This is a genomic window from Planctomycetia bacterium, from assembly GCA_021413845.1.
Classification (GTDB): Bacteria; Planctomycetota; Planctomycetia; order Pirellulales; family PNKZ01; genus PNKZ01.
On sequence record JAIOPP010000069.1, the window covers coordinates 1 to 17198 of the forward strand.

The 17198-nt window shown below is 61.4% G+C and carries 13 protein-coding genes; 7 read left to right on the forward strand and 6 right to left on the reverse strand.

Annotated elements, in window-relative coordinates:
* Positions 1-173: 173 nt before the first annotated feature.
* A complete protein-coding gene (locus tag K8U03_12150; GenBank protein MCE9605636.1) occupies positions 174-1244 on the reverse strand; it encodes a GNAT family N-acetyltransferase in 1071 nt (356 codons plus the stop codon).
* A 237-nt stretch (positions 1245-1481) separates the two neighbouring features.
* On the opposite strand from K8U03_12150, the gene K8U03_12155 reads away from it, so the two are divergent.
* The 3 genes from K8U03_12155 (at position 1482) to K8U03_12165 (ending at position 5354) form a co-directional block, all read left to right on the forward strand.
* A complete protein-coding gene (locus K8U03_12155) occupies positions 1482-3542 on the forward strand; it encodes a YgiQ family radical SAM protein (GenBank protein MCE9605637.1) in 2061 nt (686 codons plus the stop codon).
* Between the two features lie 87 nt (positions 3543-3629).
* Positions 3630-4445 carry an RNA methyltransferase gene (locus K8U03_12160; protein MCE9605638.1) on the forward strand — a complete coding sequence of 272 codons (816 nt, stop codon included), beginning with the start codon at positions 3630-3632 and terminating at the stop codon, positions 4443-4445.
* A 465-nt stretch (positions 4446-4910) separates the two neighbouring features.
* Positions 4911-5354, forward strand: a complete 444-nt coding sequence (locus K8U03_12165) for a response regulator (GenBank protein ID MCE9605639.1) — start codon at positions 4911-4913, stop codon at positions 5352-5354.
* Positions 5355-5362: 8 nt separating this feature from the next.
* Here the strand turns inward: K8U03_12165 and lipA are convergent, their stop codons facing one another.
* Both lipA and K8U03_12175 read right to left on the reverse strand, forming a co-directional pair.
* A complete protein-coding gene (gene lipA, locus K8U03_12170; GenBank protein MCE9605640.1) occupies positions 5363-6415 on the reverse strand; it encodes a lipoyl synthase in 1053 nt (350 codons plus the stop codon).
* A complete protein-coding gene (locus tag K8U03_12175; GenBank protein ID MCE9605641.1) occupies positions 6396-7157 on the reverse strand; it encodes a hypothetical protein in 762 nt (253 codons plus the stop codon). Before K8U03_12175 ends, lipA begins: the two co-directional genes overlap by 20 nt.
* A 110-nt stretch (positions 7158-7267) precedes the next feature.
* On the opposite strand from K8U03_12175, the gene smpB reads away from it, so the two are divergent.
* The 3 genes from smpB (at position 7268) to K8U03_12190 (ending at position 10249) form a co-directional block, all read left to right on the forward strand.
* Positions 7268-7756: an SsrA-binding protein SmpB gene (smpB, locus tag K8U03_12180; GenBank protein MCE9605642.1), complete on the forward strand. Its 489-nt coding sequence runs from the start codon at positions 7268-7270 to the stop codon at positions 7754-7756.
* Positions 7757-7881: 125 nt separating this feature from the next.
* Positions 7882-8712: a purine-nucleoside phosphorylase gene (locus K8U03_12185; protein ID MCE9605643.1), complete on the forward strand. Its 831-nt coding sequence runs from the start codon at positions 7882-7884 to the stop codon at positions 8710-8712.
* A 463-nt stretch (positions 8713-9175) separates the two neighbouring features.
* The gene (locus tag K8U03_12190) at positions 9176-10249 is read left to right on the forward strand and encodes a hypothetical protein (GenBank protein ID MCE9605644.1); all 1074 of its coding nucleotides are present in this window, start codon (positions 9176-9178) and stop codon (positions 10247-10249) included.
* Between the two features lie 5 nt (positions 10250-10254).
* Here K8U03_12190 and K8U03_12195 read toward each other — a convergent pair whose 3' ends face one another.
* Positions 10255-14127 carry a ThuA domain-containing protein gene (locus tag K8U03_12195; protein ID MCE9605645.1) on the reverse strand — a complete coding sequence of 1291 codons (3873 nt, stop codon included), beginning with the start codon at positions 14125-14127 and terminating at the stop codon, positions 10255-10257.
* Positions 14128-14319: 192 nt separating this feature from the next.
* Between K8U03_12195 and K8U03_12200 the strand changes: the two genes are divergently transcribed.
* Positions 14320-15045 carry a hisA/hisF family protein gene (locus K8U03_12200; protein ID MCE9605646.1) on the forward strand — a complete coding sequence of 242 codons (726 nt, stop codon included), beginning with the start codon at positions 14320-14322 and terminating at the stop codon, positions 15043-15045.
* On the opposite strand, the gene rsmH is transcribed toward K8U03_12200, so the two are convergent.
* Together rsmH and K8U03_12210 are read right to left on the reverse strand one after the other, a co-directional pair.
* Positions 15046-16128: a 16S rRNA (cytosine(1402)-N(4))-methyltransferase RsmH gene (gene rsmH / locus K8U03_12205; GenBank protein ID MCE9605647.1), complete on the reverse strand. Its 1083-nt coding sequence runs from the start codon at positions 16126-16128 to the stop codon at positions 15046-15048.
* Positions 16129-16235: 107 nt separating this feature from the next.
* Positions 16236-17189 (reverse strand): serine acetyltransferase, encoded by a 954-nt coding sequence (locus K8U03_12210; protein MCE9605648.1) that lies wholly within the window; start codon positions 17187-17189, stop codon positions 16236-16238.
* Positions 17190-17198: the final 9 nt, after the last annotated feature.

The following is a 17198-nucleotide window of genomic DNA, read 5'->3' on the forward strand; positions in this document are numbered from 1 at the left end:
TGATCCGCAGCGCGGCGGAGCGAACCGTCGCAGGCTTGTGGCGCCGCTGCGGCGAACTCGTCACCCGCTTCCAAGAATCCGAATGCCGAAACTACTTCCGAAACTCAGGATACCGCTACAATTAATTGCAATGCGCTCTAAGCGATTCGCCGACGTCTGACACACGGCTTGAATCAGAATGCCGCGGCATCGCCGAAGCGACGGCGTAAGGCCTTTCCCCAGCGCAGCGCCCGCGAGGCCACTCCGCTTGGTCGTTTCGATTGCGCTCGATAGATCGTACGCGATGCATTGCTCCAGGCCCTCAACCACGGGCGCGGCTTCACACCGAGATCGAGCTTTTGATCGCCTCGCCGCATGGAGTCGCACATCATCGCGGCGGCCAGCGCTTCGCCGGGTTGATCGACGATATACCGAGCATCGAAACCGGCATCGACGACCGTAACGCTCCCGCCGCACACGTAGCCGTAAACGAAGGCCGCCGGAGCGTCGTCGACGTAGAGCAGATTGACGTCGAGCGTGCCGTTGCGCGCGGCCTCGACATGCAACTCGCGCATCATCGCGTGGCCGTGTAAGAGCGAATCGGCATGGCCGTCGCCGGCGCGAGCGATCGCGAGGCAATCGTCGAAAAGTTCTAGGCGCGGTTCCGCATCGCCGTGCATAACTCCTTCCGGCCGATAGCGCACATACTCGACACGAGGGTCTTGAAGTCGAACCGACGGCATCCGCGCAGGCATTCGAGCGACGTCTTCGGGCATGGCGAGTGAGATCGTCGAACGAGTTTGCCAAGCCGCGACTTCGGCTGGGATACGGGCGACGTGAAGCGCCGTCTTCGTGCGGCCGTGGTCGACCGCTTCGACATCGATTCCTTCGAGATCCAGAATGTCCCATTCCGTGGGATGTCGCATGAGATATTGCATAGCTTCCAGCAAGACGAAGGTCGGTTGGCTTCCAATCGGCCCGCAGCATCCCAGGCCCGCGAGAACGGGATAGCGCAGCGTGCGAAACGGTCCGAACCGCGAGCTCTCCGTGAGCAAAACCAGCGGCACGATGCCGAGAATTTCATCGTCGTCGCAAATGAACAAAGCCCGCAACGCCACCCGATCGCTTTGCAAACGCACGAACGCAGCCAGCCAATCAAGCGATTGCGTAAACCACGGTTGGCTGCCGGCGCGCCAAAGCGCGGTCCACGCCAAGCGATACGACTCTAATTGTTCGACGTCGCGGATTTCGAAAGTTCGTAGCACGTTCGGCCGTCCGGAGTTTTGCGCGTGAGGACGGAAGCGGAACGAAGCAACGCGCGTGCCTGAGAGCTGGATCAGCCGACGCAGGACACTTCCAGATAGGCGGAATGCCTTTGTTTCGCGGCGATAAGTTTTTACGAGTGGAACCTAAAGAAACGGGTCATTCACTGACGAACGTGGCGTTTAGGCAACATCTGCGGCCTGTCGGCAACACAGGCGTCTGACTAGAATGAAGGTCTTATGGCTACCGCGTTCAGCAACACCTCGCTTCTGCCGATCATCGACGTCCCCGTCGTGGGGCGCAGCTCCGGCAATCTCAAGCGAGCGACTCCTCCGCTGCCGATGACGCGCGCCGAGATGCAAGCCCGCGGTTGGGACGAAGTCGATATCGTGTTCGTCACCGGCGATGCCTACGTCGACCACCCGAGTTTTGCGATGGCGCTCTTGGGGCGGCTGCTCGAAGACGCCGGGTATCGGGTCGCGATCTTAAGCCAGCCCGATTGGCTGACGGTAAATCCGTGGCGCGAGTTCGGTCGTCCTCGTCTGTTTTTCGCGATCAGCGCGGGAAACATGGACTCGATGATCAATCACTACACGGCGAATCGCAAAGTACGGAACGACGACGCCTATAGCCCAAGCGGTCAGATCGGCCGCCGGCCCGATCGCGCTACGCTGGCCTATTGCCAACGCTCGCGCGAAGCATATCCGGGCGTTCCCGTGATCGCCGGCGGAGTGGAAGCGAGCTTACGTCGGCTGGCGCACTACGACTATTGGAGCGACAAGGTTCGCCGTTCGATCATTCTCGACTCCAAGGCCGACTTGCTCGTCTACGGCATGGGAGAGCGCGGCATTATCGAAGTCGCCGATCGACTGGCGGCCGGGCAAACGGTGCGCGATTTGCGCGACATGCGCGGTGTCGTCTATCGGCTCGGCGCCGCAGAGAAACCGCCGGAAGATGAACATACGGCGCTGTTGCCGTCGTATGAAGAAGCTTCGACCGACGTGAAAGCGTTCGCCGTGATGACGCGCATCGCGCACCATGAGACGAATCCTTACAACGCCAAACGGCTCGTGCAGTTTCATGGCCGCGAAGCGATCGTAGCGAACCCGCCGCAGCTTCCCCTCGCGCAGCCCGAGATGGACCGCGTGTATGGGATCACGTTCACGCGCAAGCCGCATCCGAGCTACGGCGGCCAAACGATTCCCGCCTACGAAGTCGTGAAAGACTCCGTGCAGATTATGCGCGGCTGCTTCGGCGGCTGCACGTTCTGCTCGATCACGGCGCACGAAGGCCGGATCATTCAAAGCCGGAGTGCCGACAACGTGATGGCCGAGGTCCGGCAAATGGCGGCCGACCCGAAGTTCTCCGGCGTCGTAAGCGACATCGGCGGGCCGACGGCGAACATGTATGAGATGCGCTGCACGAAGCCCGAGGTCGAAGCGGTTTGCCGTCGCTTGTCGTGCGTGCATCCGACGATCTGCAAACTGCTCGGCACCGACCACGCGCCGCTTATCGATTTGATGCAGCAAGTGCGCGAAGCGCCGGGCGTGAAGAAGGTGTTCGTCGCCTCGGGCATTCGGATGGATCTCGCACGCCGCAGCCCGGAATACATGCAAGAGTTGGCTTCGCACCATGTCGGCGGATTGCTCAAGGTAGCGCCGGAGCATACCGATCCGCATGTGCTGGAAATGATGAAAAAGCCGGACTCCGACGACTTTTTGAAGTTCGACGAAGAGTTTAAGAAGGCTTCGACGAAGGCCGGCAAGAAGCAATATCTCGTACCGTACTACATCGCCAGCCATCCCGGCAGCGACCTGAATGCGATGATCGATCTCGCGCTGTTTCTGAAGCGCAATCATTACAAGCCGGATCAGGTTCAAGACTTTATTCCGAGCCCGTTCGATATCGCCGCCTGCATGTACCACACAGGCCTCGACCCATTCACGATGAAGCCGGTCTACACGGCGAAGCATCTGCGCGATCGTAAGTTGCAGCGCGCGTTGTTGCAGTTCTTCAAGCCGGACAACTACTTCGAAGTGCGACAAGCGCTCGAGCAAGCCGGGCGGCAAGACCTTATCGGCGAAGGGTGCGATTGCCTGATCGGTTCTCGTCCTCCCAAGCAAGCGCTCGATAAACGTCGCAAGAAAGCGAACGAATCGTTGCGCGAGCAGCGACAAGGGGATCACATTCGCGACAAGCCGAAGCCGCAAGACGGCGCCGGCTCCGCCGAGAACAAGAACAAGAGCACCGGCTATCGACCGCATCGCAAAACGCAAACGCGGCGCGACGGCAAGCGGTAACGCCGCGGCATGGAGTGTTCGCGAAATCGCAAGCGTCGTTGCGGTCATATTTGGTTACGGTTCATTTTCTTCGTTGATTGACTTGCTATGGTTTCCCCGTTGATTACCAGTTTGCAGAACCAACGGGTCAAAGATGCGGCGAAGCTCCGCGACGGCCGGCAGCGCGCGAAGCAGAAGCGGTTCCTCATCGACGGCGTCCGCGAACTCAACCGCGCGCTCGATGCCGGGCTCGCAATCTCCGAGGTGTTCACCTGCCCGGAGCTGTGCAAGAGCGATGTGGCGAGGCAGCTTCTTTCGCGGCTCGATCATGAACTGCCTGAAAGCGTGCAGCGAGTCACGCCCGAGGTGTTCGAGAAGCTCGCGTTCGGCGAACGGATCGAAGGGATCATCGCCGCCGCTCCGACGCCGACCCGCACGCTCGACGACCTCCAACTTCCGGACGACGCTCTGATCTGCGTCTTGGAAAGCATCGAGAAGCCGGGGAACGTCGGCGCGATTCTGCGCAGCGCCGATGCGGCGGGAGTCGCCGCCGTCGTGACGGCCGATGAACGGACCGATCTCTACAACCCCAACGCCGTGCGAGCGTCGATGGGAACGATCTTCACCATGCCGACCGTAGCCACCGATGTCGAGACGATGCTCGCTTGGTTGCGCCGCCGCGGCTTCGCCATGTGGGCCGCGCGCGTCGGTGCGGGACCGGTCTATAGCGACGTCGCCTACCGCGGCCCGACGGCGATCATTCTCGGCAGCGAAGCCGATGGCCTGTCGGCTCGCTTTTGGGCCGAAGATATTCGCCCGATGCACCTCCCGATGCTCGGACGCTCGGACAGCCTGAACGTCTCGGTCACCGCTGCGATCGTCTTCTACGAAGCGTTGCGACAACGCGGCACCGGTCGCGCCTGATTGCTCGAGAGAGTCGAGAGCGGCACGAAACGGGGACTTTTCCCGATTCCCGCTCGTTTTTTTGCCTCCTCTCCGTTTCCAAGCTATGGTTTCTATTACCAGGCAACCGGCATCATGGCGACGACTTTTCTCGTCCTCCTGAAGCCGGCTCCGCCGCACTTCCGTCCGGCTCATTTCAAGCTGTTTCTGCGTTGGATTCGATCGCTCCGTCGGTAGTCGAGCTATCACGCTCGACCCCGGCTGCGGCGATCGGTAGCACCTCTCCGAACGTTTCATTTTCGACCCGCACCACTGAGGAGTGTCGACTTATGCGCATTCGTCGTCTCGCGTTGCAATCTCTAGCCTTTGTCGGAATGGTTTACTTCTTCGGTTCCGTCGTGCCGTCCTTCGCCGGTTACATCGGCTAGCCCGCGGTTCAGCGTTCGTTGATTTCGCCACTCTTCTCTTACGACGATGCGGTAATCGATGCTGACAGCGGAACCGAACGATCGGCGGAGTCTTCTTATTCAAGCGCGCATCTTGCTCGTCGACGACGGGCCCGATAGTCGCCGCATCCTTTCCTTCTTGCTCGCAAAGGCGGGAGCCGAAGTCGTCGTCGCCGACGATGGGCGACGCGCACTCAACATCTTCGACGCGCAGCGCGACGAAGGTCTCGCCTTCGATCTCGTCCTCACCGACATGGAGATGCCCGACATAGACGGCTACGAGCTGACGCGCATGCTGCGCCTTCGCGGCGAGACGCTGCCGATCGTGGCTTGCACGGCCTACACGGAGCACGCCGATATCGATGCGTGCTACGAAGCCGGCTGCTCGGCATATGTGGCGAAACCGATCGTGGCCGCGGACCTGTTGCGCATCGTCGCCGACGCGCTCGACACGGCGGACGAGCCGGTCTTCTGTGCTTGCTGAGGCAGGAACTACGCTTCCGCCATCTCGCGCGCATGGTAGCTCGAGCGCACGAACGGCCCGCTCGCCACGCTGGTAAAACCGAGTTGCTTCGCGGTTGCGCCATATTCGTCGAATTCGGCCGGCGGCACGTAGCGAATCACCGGTAAATGCTCGGGCGACGGCTGAAGATATTGGCCGAGCGTCAGCATATCGCAACCGGCATCGCGCAAGTCGGCGAGTACGTCGAATAGCTCCTCGCGCGTTTCGCCGAGGCCGAGCATCAGGCCGCTCTTCGTAAGAATCTTCGGATTGAGCCGCTTCACCGTGCGCAGCAGCTCCAACGTCCAACGATACTCGCTCTTCCGGCCGCGAACTTCGCGATAGAGCCGGGGCACGGTTTCCGTATTGTGATTGAACACTTCCGGCGCAGCCTCGACGATCCGCTCGACCGCTCCCGGCTTGCCGAGAAAGTCGGGCGTAAGGACTTCGACCGCGGCTCCGGTTCGTTCGCGCACCGCCAAGACACAACGATAGAAATGCTCGGCGCCGCCGTCTGCCAAGTCGTCGCGCGTCACGCTCGTGATCACGACATGCTTCAAGCCCATCCGGGCCGACGCCTCGGCGACGCGCTCCGGTTCATCATCTTCGAGCGGTTGCGTCTTCCCTTTCGCCACCGAACAAAATCCGCACGGCCGGGTGCAGACGTTGCCGAGGATCATGAAGGTCGCCGTCTTTTGCGAATAACACTCCATCCGGTTCGGGCACTTGGCGTTGTCGCAAACCGTTTCCAGCCGCAACTCGCTCAGCAGTTTCTCAGTGAAGTGGTTCGAGTTGCCGAGCGGGATGTTCTTCTTCAGCCAACGCGGCAACCGACGATCGACGGCACTTTGTGCGAGGCTCGAAGCACCGGAGCTTGTGCCGCCGATCTCGAACACTTGCGGCTCGGCCTCGAACGCGCCGATCGTCCCGCCGCCGCAAGATCCTCCGCCGCTGCCGCAGGAGCCGCCCGACGTTGCGGGTCCGCTTAGCACGTTCAACGAGATGATCGGCAATTCACGAAAGCTATCCGGCACGGGCAGCATCCTTCGGCGAGATCATGGTGCGAGCCAATAAGGGATGGCCCGTAAATAAATGATACCGCTCACACCCTAGCGCCGTCGACAGGGTGGAAACGATGCTTTGCCGAACGCTCGGCATTCGGACCTGTCGGCGCATCGCTCGAGCCAGCGAAATCGGCTCGGTCCCCTCCGTAGGATCGGTTGCGACGGCATGCAGCAGCCGATCGTCGAGGTCGACGTTCAAATACGCCCCGAAATAGCTAACGGAGCTCTTCACGGCCGCGGCGACGAACACAGCCTGCCCCGCGCGACTCCAAACACCCCGCCGACCGGCGCGCGGCACGCCGACGAAATGCAACTCCTCGCAGGCCATTTCGAGCCCGCGCTGCAAGCGCCGCACATATTCGCCGACGCTGTATCCGAAAGCCTTGAGGGGCAGAACGACGTAGACGGCCAGCTGCCCCGGCGCGTGCAGCAATGCTCCGCCGCCCCGATTCAACCAGCGCACTTCGATCTCGTCGCGTGCTAAGGTCGCATCGCTGAGGCGCACGTCGCTGCGCGAGCCGTGGCGGCCGATCGTGATGATCGGCGGATGTTCGCAAAGCAAGATCGTCGCCGAGCGCTCGTTGTGCCCCGAGGCTTCATAGACGAGCCGTTGTTGCAGGGCGAGCACGTCGTCGAGCGGGAGCGTGCCGAGGAGATGGCAGCGCGCCGAGCCCTCCATCGCAGACTCGCTCCCGGCGTGATTCGACGCAGCTTCAGGCATGATGTCGGGTAGTTTGCGGGCCGGTTTCTTAGTAGTATGACGTCGAGCACCGAGCAACACTTCTCGGCGACTCCCAGCGCACTTTATCACGCGGCCGGAACGGAGAACAGGTGAACGCGAAGCAGAACGACAAGAGCGATCGCCGCGACGACAACGAACGGGTCGTTGCGCAGAACCGACGCGCGCGGCATGAATACGAAGTGCTCGATACGATCGAGTGCGGCATCGTGCTCGTCGGCAGCGAAGTGAAGACGCTGCGCAACGGCCGCGTAACGCTCGACGACGCTTACGGCAGCGTCAACAAAGGGGAAGTCTGGTTGATCGGCTGCGACATTCCCGAATACACCGAAGCTAACCGCTTCAATCACGACCCGAAGCGGAAGCGTAAGTTGCTGCTGCATCATCGCGAGATCGAAAAGTTTGCGAGCAAGGCGTTTGAGAAAGGCCTGACGCTCGTTCCGCTCCGCTTATACTTCAAGCGCGGAAAAGCGAAGATCCTGCTCGGCATCTGCAAAGGCCGCCAACTCCACGACAAGCGCGAGAAGATGAAGAAAGAGACGATGAACCGCGACATTCAACGAGCGATGCGCCGGAACTGACGACGCGATCTAGCGCTCTCGCGAAATCGCAAGCGACGAACGGTCTCTATCGTCAACGCATTGTTCACTTTTCTTTTCTTGGCTCTTTTCTGGTTTCTAGTTTCTGCCTTCTGATTTTTATCTCCATGCTCGACCTTGCCCTCCAGATCTCAGCCGCCGCCGACTACATTCGGAGTCGTTGGAAGCGTAAGCCGCAGGTCGGCATCGTCCTCGGGACCGGCTTGGGCGACTTCGCCGCCGAGGTCGAAGCGGAAGTAGTCATCCCCTATGGCGACATCCCCCACTTTCCGGCTCCGACCGCCTTAGGCCACAAGGGCCGACTGGTTTGCGGAACCTGTCGCGGGGTCCCCGTCGTCACCATGGACGGACGCTACCATTGCTACGAGGGATACTCGCTCAAGCAGATCACCCTGCCGGTGCGGGTGCTCAAGGAGCTCGGCATCGAGTTGCTGGTTCTCTCGAATGCCTCGGGCGGGATGAATCCTCGGTTTCAAGTCGGCGACGTCATGATCATCGTCGACCATATCAACCTGATGGGGGACAACCCGCTCATCGGGCCGAACGACGATGCGCTCGGCCCTCGCTTCCCCCACATGTGCGATGTATACGATAGCTCGTTGGTCGATCGGGCCATGGAGATCGCCCGGCAAGCCGACTTCACGGCCCATCGCGGGGTGTATGTCGGGCTCAAGGGGCCGAACTTCGAGACCCGAGCCGAGTACCGCTTTCTCCGGACGATCGGAGCCGACGCGGTCGGGATGTCGACGGTGCCCGAGGTGATCGTGGCGGCCCACATGCGGCTGCCGGTCTTGGCGATCTCGGCCGTGACGAACGTCTGCGACCCAGACGCTCTGGAGAAAGCCACGGGCGAAGACGTGATCGATGCCGCGAAGATCGCCGAGCCGAAAATGCGCAGGATCGTGCTGGAGATTCTCGCCGAGCGGGCCTCGCGATAGTTCCTCGGTCGCAAGTTTTCCTATCGCATGACACCGAACGATGTCAAATCGCGCGAAGTCCCTTGACTATCGACGGTTTTGATCGCTTCTTGAACAGCTGCCCATAGTAGCTGCTCACAACTTAGGCGAGCCGAGGAACTGCCCTTGGGCTATTTGGTGGAAAATCGTATCGTTTCGCCGTTGTTCCTTATCGCGCGCATCTTCACGGCACGATATTAGCAAATAGCTAACTCGGGAAGCGCGGCTGCAATCGTTGTCGCCGCATCGACCCATCGGAACCGTCTCCAGTATTGACCATGCATCGCTAGATTATGCATCGATATTGATAGCGTACCGATGGGCGCATGGATTCGCGCCCTTGTGACTGCGATCTCCTTGCGACCGATGAATGCTTCCCGAGGTTTCGGTTTTTAATCGAGCCGACATGATGTCGGGCGGTTAGGGTCACCGAGGGGAGGCGGTTATGGCTTCGGTCTCACTGCTACATTCCACGTCGCCGCGAACTCTTCGCCGACGTTCTTACTGGACGACGTTCTCTAGGTCGTCGCATCCCTGGCTCCGAACGTTCGGCATTCTGCTGAGCGTCGGATTATTGCTGGAGATCGGCGTGCGCGTGCTGGAATACGCGACCGACCTTCCGCTTGACGATGCCCGCAGCGCAGCGAAATGCAAACTCGCTCCGGGTGCCTTGCTCGGCGGCCGCACGATCAACAGCAGCGGCTATTGGGATAGCGATTTCACCGACGCTTCCGCTTCCGGCGAGCATCGCCGCGTGGCCGTGCTCGGCGGGCTTTCCACGCTGGCCGGTGATGCCGACACCAACTTCACGACCCAACTCGAACGGCTCGTGCCCGATCTCGAAGTCGACCATTTCGGGCTCCCCGACGCCGGGCCGCGCGAATACGCCGCGCAAGTCGTTCACGATATCTTGCGCCGACGGCCCAAACGCGTGATGATTTGCTTAGACGCCACGACCGACTTCATGCCGCACGATTCGCAAGCTCACCGGCTCGATTGCCGTGCGCTGCAACTCGCCGAATCGTTGCTGGCTCCGGCCACGGCGACGGCCGTCGACTCGCTGAGCCCTCTTCGCTTGACGGAAACGCTCGGCTATGACGAATACGTTCGCCGCCGCGCCGCGACCGTGGCCGCCTCGCGCAAGAGCGCAAATGCCGAACAAGACCAACGCCGGCGCGACGCTCAGAACGCTTTCGAGCGTCTGGTGCGAGTTTGCCGGAAGCGAAACATTCCCGTGACGCTCGTCTTGCTGCCGGGTGAATTCCAGCTCAGCTCGCAACTCACCGCGGCGTTTTGTCGTCGGATGCAGTACGATCCCGCAGAGCTCGACTTGGAATTGCCGCAACGTCGCTGGAGCGCATTGGCCGAGCATTTACAAGTCGCGACGATCGATCTCCTGCCCGCCTTGCGCGAAAAGGGAGAGATCGTCTATCAGCCGAACTCCTCCGACTGGAACGACCGCGGACAGACGATCGTCGCGGAGACGATCGCTCGCGACTTGAACAATCGCGGCATCTAAACCATCTATTTCGCCGAGAGGGTCTTCGACGGAGCGCGGCTCATCAGGTAAGCGAAGAAGTCTCGCAGTTCTTGATCCTTCAAGTCGTTCAACTGATTCTCGGGCATCAGCGAGATCGGTAGAGCTTGCAGCTCTTCGATATCGTCTCGATTCAATAAGACCGGCCGATTATCCGCTCCGCGCAGCGTGACGGTCCGCGTGTTTTGTTCCGTGATCAAACCGGTCAGCGTCCGACCGTCGCTCGTAGTCACTGCAAAGCTCGTAAACTCTTCGCGAATCGCCGCGCTCGGGTCGACGACCGCCGTCAGCAGAAAATCGAGGTTCGAGCGCTCGTAACCGGTCAAGTCGGGCCCGGTCTTACCTCCTTCGCCGAACAACGTATGACAGACCGCGCATTTCTTCGTGAAGATCGCATGCCCGAGCGTCGGGTTGCCGCCGCCGGACTTGATGAGCGCCGTTAATCGCTTCGCTTGATTTTGCTTCTCGGCCGGAGTCGCACGAATCTTTCCCCAGTGTTTCGTCATCAACTTCTTCACTTCGGGGTCGGCATGCATCGACATCGTTTGTACCACGTCTTGCGGCAACGCGCTTTTGGGAATCAAGCCGTCGTCGACTTGCTTCAACATCAACAGCGCCGAACTCGGCCGCGAGCCCAACAGCTTTTGCGCCGTGGACCGCACCCCTTGTTCATCGGGTAGCGCGCTGTGATACAGCCGCACGACGGTCTCGCCGATCTTCGGATCGTCGAAGTTCATCAGCGCGTCCAAGCTCGCGCGCTTGAGCGAGTGCGACGGCGTCGTCGACAATAGCTTCAGCAAGACATCGACCGCTTTCGGCTGTCGAATCTCCCCGAGAATCTCGACGTAGGCGAGCCGCGTCGGCTTGTCGGCCTGCTCGTCGCCGACGAGCGCGAGTGCCGTGCCGATGGCCTCGGCCTTACCGAGTCGCATCCCCAGAGCGAGATCGCTCTTGCCGAGGTTCGCTTGGTAGGCGTCGAGTTCCAGGGCGAGCGCTTGCGGCAGGCCCTCGATCTTGCGACCCCGAAACGCTTCGAGCAGGCCGGCCATCAGCCGATTCTTGCGGGCCGCATCCGGAGCAAGCGTCAGCAGCTTCGCACACGTTTGCAAATCGGCCGGCTCGCCCGTCATGGAGTAGCGCTGCATCACCCGCTCGATGACGAACTTGTCGACGATCGGCAGCGACCAGAATTGCTTTTCGGCGAAGAGCGCCAAGACGGCGTCGCGATCGGATTCGGCCTTCGCTTCGACGGCCCACCAGATCAAGAGGGGCAAATGCAGATCGGCGATGTCTTCGCTGCGCGCGGCCAGCGCGCGGACGATCGGCAAACCAACCTCGGCCGGCAAGCGCTTCGCCGACGACGCCAACTGCGAGCGCACCTGCACGTTCGGCTCCGCTGCGGCCAGCTTCGCCATTGCGACGGCTACCGCCGGCGGCGCACGTCGATCGTCGCCGAGCAAACGCACCGTCCAGCGACGAACATCGGCATTCCCGTGCCGCAAGCCTGCCAGCGCCAAGCTTTCGTCGAGCCCGTCGAGACGATGCGAAACCCACAAGGCCTCCAAAGCGCGAGGGTCTTCGGTGTCGATCAGTGCGCGCATTTTCGGCAGCAACGCCTTCTCTTTCCGTTCGCTCAACACGCGCACCGCTTGTTGTCGAAACCATTTATTCGCGTGGCCCAACAAGGCAACGAGTTCGTCGGTCGATTGTTTCGCAAGATCGAACGGCTTGAGCGGCGCGCTACCTTTCACCTGCATCCGATAAATGCGGCCGCTTCCCTTATGCCAGTTGTCGCGCGGATCGACGTGCGTTAGCCGACTGTCGTACCAGTCGGCGATGTAGACCGCCCCATCCGGCCCGACTTCGACGTCGACCGGCCGAAACCAATGGTCGGCCGTGAGACAAAGCATCGGCATGTCGATCGTCCGATAAGTCGAAGTGTCGGGCAGAAGCTCGCTGGCCCAAACGCGATTGTGCAGCGCGTTGCCCGCGACGATCTGGTGCTCGAATCGCTTTGGAAACTGCCCCCCTTCGTAAATCAAAAACGTTTGCGGGAACCGATCGGCATCTCCTTCGTGCCGCATGTGCTCGAAGTATCCGAACGCGAAGGGATTGGTCAGCGGCCCATGTTTGCTCCACCCCTTGATCCCATAGGAGCCCTGCGGATAGTACATGCCGCGCGTCCGTCCGCCGTTGGTGCCGGAGAAGACTCGGCCGGCTTTGTCGATTTCGAGGCTGAACGTGTTGCCCCCACCCTCTGCGTAAATCTCGAACACGCGCTTGTCGGGATGGTAGCGCCAAATCATCTGCCCTTGAAACGCGACGTTCTTCGTCACATCGCTGCTCACCACGCCCGTCGTCGTGCTCCCGTTGGCTCCGTACAACCAACCATCGGGCCCCAGCTTGATGCTGTTCGCGACGGAGTGCGTGTCTTCCAGTCCGAAGCCGCTCAGGCGCACTTCGGGATCGGCATCGGGGACGTCGTCGCCATCGGCATCGGGATAGAACAACAGATACGGCGGGTTCATCACCCAGATTCCGCCGTGTCCGACGGCAACCGAAGTGGCGATGTTCAAGCCCGTGATGACATCTTTCGACTTGTCGAACTTGCCGTCGCCGTCGACGTCTTCGAAGACCGTGATCTTATCGAGCCCCTTCTCGCCTTGCGGCGGGGGAGCGGGAACTTTGTCGAACACGGCGCGTAAATATTGGTCGTACTTCACGACCTTCAGCCCCGCCGGAAAGGGATACTGGCGATACTGCACGACCCACAGCCGACCGCGCGCGTCCCACGACATATAAAGGGGTTGGGTCACGGTCGGCTCGTGCGCCAGCACTTGCATCTCGAAGCCCTCTTGAAGTTGAAACATCTTCACCGCGGCCTCGGGCGGCGTCGGCAGCGAGTCGTCGCCGACTTCTCCTTTGCCCTGAAAACTCTGCATCACGCGGGCCACATCGTCGTTGCCGGCGAGATCTTTCTTCATGACGTCGCGCGAAGCACCGGCCTCGGCTCGGCCGTCGTCCCATACGGGCGGCTTACGGTCGGCGGCCCAGTAGATTGCGTTCGTCAAGATCCGTTTGAAGGCCGGTGTGGCGAAGTCTTTTTCGTGACCGAGCGAGGTATAAACGATGCGCGACTTGCCGAACGTGTTCGTCCAGAGCACCGGATGCGTCACCGGCTTTCCGGCATCGAGCGCGATGCCGTTCAAGAGGGTTTGCGTCCCCTTTTTCGTCGTGCATTTATAGAGCGAACCGCCGGAATGGAACGAACCTTGGCGCACGCCGCTGAGGATCGGATGGCCTTGCGCGTGCGAAGCGATCGAGACGTCGGTCCCCTCTTCGTTACGATAGTGGCCGTCGTACTTGCCGCCGAGCACTTCCTCATCGAAGGCCGGCCATTGATCGAGTTCGGCGGCGGTTTTCACTCCCGCTCGGGACGCGAAGGCGTGGCTCGTCGTGCGGATGCCGACGAGAGGCTTGCCCGCCTTTAAGAAGTTGCGCACATGATCCAACTCGGTCTTCGGCAACGGACGCCGCCGCACGGAAACGAACAGGAGATCCGCTTGCTCGATCGCCTCGATGCCGGGAAAGTGGTTCAAGTTTTTCGGATCGGCATGGATGACGATCGATTTGATGCCGAGCGGATCGAGATCGCTTTTGATAAACGCCGGGACCGTCTCCCACGTTTTGTATTCGTCTTCGCCGATCAGAAACGCCACGGTCAGCGGTTTTTCCGTCGCGACTTTCTCTGGGGCGACCTTTTCTACGGCGCCTTTCTCTGCAGGGGGCTGATCGGCGGCAGATGCCGACACACCTGCGGCACAAGCAACCGCGAGGCACGCGAAGCGAACCGAAAACATCGGAAATCGAAGCATTGCGAATGTCCCTCGGCCACGGCATTTCCGCCGCGAGTCGTAGTTGCAGGCTAACTCAAAGTGAACTCGGATCATACGCTGCCCAGTGAGCGGGTCGCAACCGGCTTTCCCGTGTGGTAAGTTGCCGCTCTCGCGCGAACGACTCACCATTACCCGCTGAAAAGTACCGTTTTTGCGATGAAGATCCTGCCGGTCATCGACTTACTTGCCGGAGTCGTCGTGCAAGGAATCGCGGGGCGGCGGAGCGAATATCGCCCCATCGTAAGTCGGCTCTGCGCCGATCCCTCGCCGGCAAGCGTCGCTCGAGGATTTCGCGACACGTTCGGCTTCGACACCTGCTACCTTGCCGATCTCGATGCGATCGCGGGAGCGGAACCGAGTTGGCGACTTTACGACGAGGTCGTCGCCGCCGGCTTGCAACCGTGGATCGACGCGGGCACAGGCGACGTCGCGCAAGCGCGTGCGTTGAATCGCTATCTCGACCAGCACGCGCCGCAAGGTCGCGTCGTCATCGGTTTGGAATCGTTGCTCGACGCCGATTCGCTCTCCGAGATCATCGCCGCGCTCTCGCCGCAGCGCGCGGTCTTCAGCCTCGACCTTCGCGACGGCCGGCCGTTGACGAGCGCGCCGGCGTTCGACTCGCTTGATCCGATGCATATCGCCGAGTTCGCCGTCGCTGCGGGAATCGAAGCGTTGATCGTGCTCGATCTCAGTGCCGTGGGCATGAACGCCGGCGTGCCGACACTCGTTCTCTGCCGCACGCTCCGCGCGCGCTATCCGAAGCTCGAGCTCATCAGCGGCGGCGGAGTTCGCAATCAAGCCGACCTAAGATCGCTTGCCGCAGCAGGCTGCAACCAAACCTTGCTCTCGTCCGCTTTGCATAAGGGGGACATTCTACTTTAATTAAAAAGTAGAATGTCCCCTTATTGCGTGGCGGAGCTTTGCCGACGATGACCTTGGGTTGGCTCGTTGTTCTTCCGGCGTTGCGCGCGTGATTTCTTCCGCGATCTCGCCGTAGTCGCCCGCTTGAAGGCCCCGCTTGAAGGCCGCTTTCACTCGTCGATCTTCGCCCGAATGGAAGGAGAGCACGGCGACGCGCCCGCCCGGCTTGAGCATCGACGGCAGTTGCTTGAGAAACGTGTCGAGCGCGCCGAACTCGTCGTTCACGGCGATCCGTAACGCTTGAAACACGCGGCGTACGGAATCGTCGGGCGAGGCCTCGCCGCGGCGCAGCAAGCTTACGGCGGCTTCACGCACCACCTCGGCCAGCGCACGCGTCGTCGTCAGCGGTCGCCGATCTTGCTCGCGCACGATCGCTTCGGCGAGTTCGCGGGCCAGAGGTTCGTCGGCGTTGTCGGTCAGCAGCTTAGCGAGTTCCTCGCTTTCCAACTTCGCGAGCAAGCCGGCCGCCGAGAGTCCGCGATTCGGGTTCATGCGCATATCGAGTGGGCCATCGGCCTTGAACGTGAAGCCGCGCGCCGGGTCGTCGATCTGCATCGACGACAGCCCTAGATCGGCGAGCACCATGTCGACCCCATCGGGTGCTTCCGCGGCAACGAACTGTGCTACGCCCGCATAGTTCATCCGTTTTACGACGAGCGACTCTGCGGGAAAGCCGAGTGCGCGAAGCCGCGATTCGGTTTTCGGAAGTTCCAAGGGATCGGCATCGACGGCGAGCAGTCGGCCTCCCGGCTGCACGGCCGTAAGCAGTTCGCGCGCATGGCCGCCGTAGCCGAGCGTGCAATCGACGACCGTTTCTCCCGGCCGTGGTGCGAGAACTTCGAGAATCTCTCGGACCATGATCGGGCGGTGCGTACCCGCCGGCGTCTTGCCTCCTTCGAGCACCTTCGCCACGTCGTCCGGGTAAAGCTCCGGGGCGTGCTCTTTATACTTCTCATGAAACTGACGAGGGTTTCGTCCGCTATAGCGCGGCCGACGACGATGGGGTTCCGATTGCGGATCAGGGCCGGGCTCGGCTTCGGACATACTCGCTCGCAATGCTCAAGACAAAGGCTGCGACAGGGCAACATCGCAGTTTAGCATAGCGAACGCCGACGCAAGAGCGCGACCGAAACGCCCGATCGAAGGATCGGCTAAATGCCCGAGCCGCCGTCGAACTCGCTATTGCGAGCCTCGGCCTGGGCGACCGTCGTGTCGGGCGGCACGCTTGCCGTGAGCCAGAGATTTCCGCCGATGACGGAACGGCTGCCGATCGTGACATGGCCGAGAATCGTTGCGCCGGCGTAAATCACGACGTCGTCTTCCACGACCGGATGCCGCGGCTCGGTCGACAACGGCAAGTCGTCGCCGCGCCGTAGGCTCTTCGCGCCGAGCGTCACGCCGTGATAGATACGAACCCGCCGGCCGATTACGGTCGTCTCGCCGACGACGACGCCGGTGCCGTGATCGATGAAGAAGCTTTCGCCGATCCGGGCGCCGGGATGAATGTCGATGCCCGTCAGAGAATGCGCGATTTCCGAAATCATCCGGGCAACGAGCGGCGCACCTAAGAGGAACAATTCATGTGCGATCCGGTGATGCGTCACGGCGGTGATGCCGGGATAGCAAGCCAAGACTTCGTCGACGCTGCGGGCCGCAGGGTCGCCGACGAAGACCGCTTCGATATCGGTTTCCAAGAGCTTGCGAATGCCGGGCAGACTTCCGGCGAATTTGCGGACGATCGCCACGGCTTCCTCGCGCCGGCTGTCGGGGCTTTCGGTCTCGCGCGTGGGGTCGAGTTGCAATTCGCGGCGCAACTGCTCTACGAGCTCGCGCAGCGCGATGTCGAGCATCCGGCCCACGAAGAAATCGACGCTGGAATCGGAAAGCTCGCGCGAACCGAGCCGATTGGGAAACAATGCCGCGCTCAGACCATCGACGATGCCGGCGAGTGCTTTCCGCGAAGGGAGCTTGACGGGCTGCGCCGCGCGTTGCCGAGCCGCCAACGAAGCATCGCGCAGAGCTCGCAGATCGGCGACGACGCGGTCGACATCCCAATCCAAACTGCCGGGCGAACCGGTCGGAGTCTGCAAGCTACCTGTCGTCATCGGGGAATC

Coding starts and splice junctions, on each gene's coding strand:
- K8U03_12155 (MCE9605637.1), top strand. CDS start 1,482: ATGGCTACCGCGTTCAGCAACACCTCGCTTCTGCCGATCATCGACGTC.
- K8U03_12160 (MCE9605638.1), top strand. CDS start 3,630: ATGGTTTCCCCGTTGATTACCAGTTTGCAGAACCAACGGGTCAAAGAT.
- K8U03_12165 (MCE9605639.1), top strand. CDS start 4,911: ATGCTGACAGCGGAACCGAACGATCGGCGGAGTCTTCTTATTCAAGCG.
- lipA (MCE9605640.1), bottom strand. CDS start 6,415: ATGCTGCCCGTGCCGGATAGCTTTCGTGAATTGCCGATCATCTCGTTG.
- K8U03_12175 (MCE9605641.1), bottom strand. CDS start 7,157: ATGCCTGAAGCTGCGTCGAATCACGCCGGGAGCGAGTCTGCGATGGAG.
- K8U03_12185 (MCE9605643.1), top strand. CDS start 7,882: ATGCTCGACCTTGCCCTCCAGATCTCAGCCGCCGCCGACTACATTCGG.
- K8U03_12190 (MCE9605644.1), top strand. CDS start 9,176: ATGGCTTCGGTCTCACTGCTACATTCCACGTCGCCGCGAACTCTTCGC.
- K8U03_12195 (MCE9605645.1), bottom strand. CDS start 14,127: ATGTTTTCGGTTCGCTTCGCGTGCCTCGCGGTTGCTTGTGCCGCAGGT.
- K8U03_12200 (MCE9605646.1), top strand. CDS start 14,320: ATGAAGATCCTGCCGGTCATCGACTTACTTGCCGGAGTCGTCGTGCAA.
- rsmH (MCE9605647.1), bottom strand. CDS start 16,128: ATGTCCGAAGCCGAGCCCGGCCCTGATCCGCAATCGGAACCCCATCGT.
- K8U03_12210 (MCE9605648.1), bottom strand. CDS start 17,189: ATGACGACAGGTAGCTTGCAGACTCCGACCGGTTCGCCCGGCAGTTTG.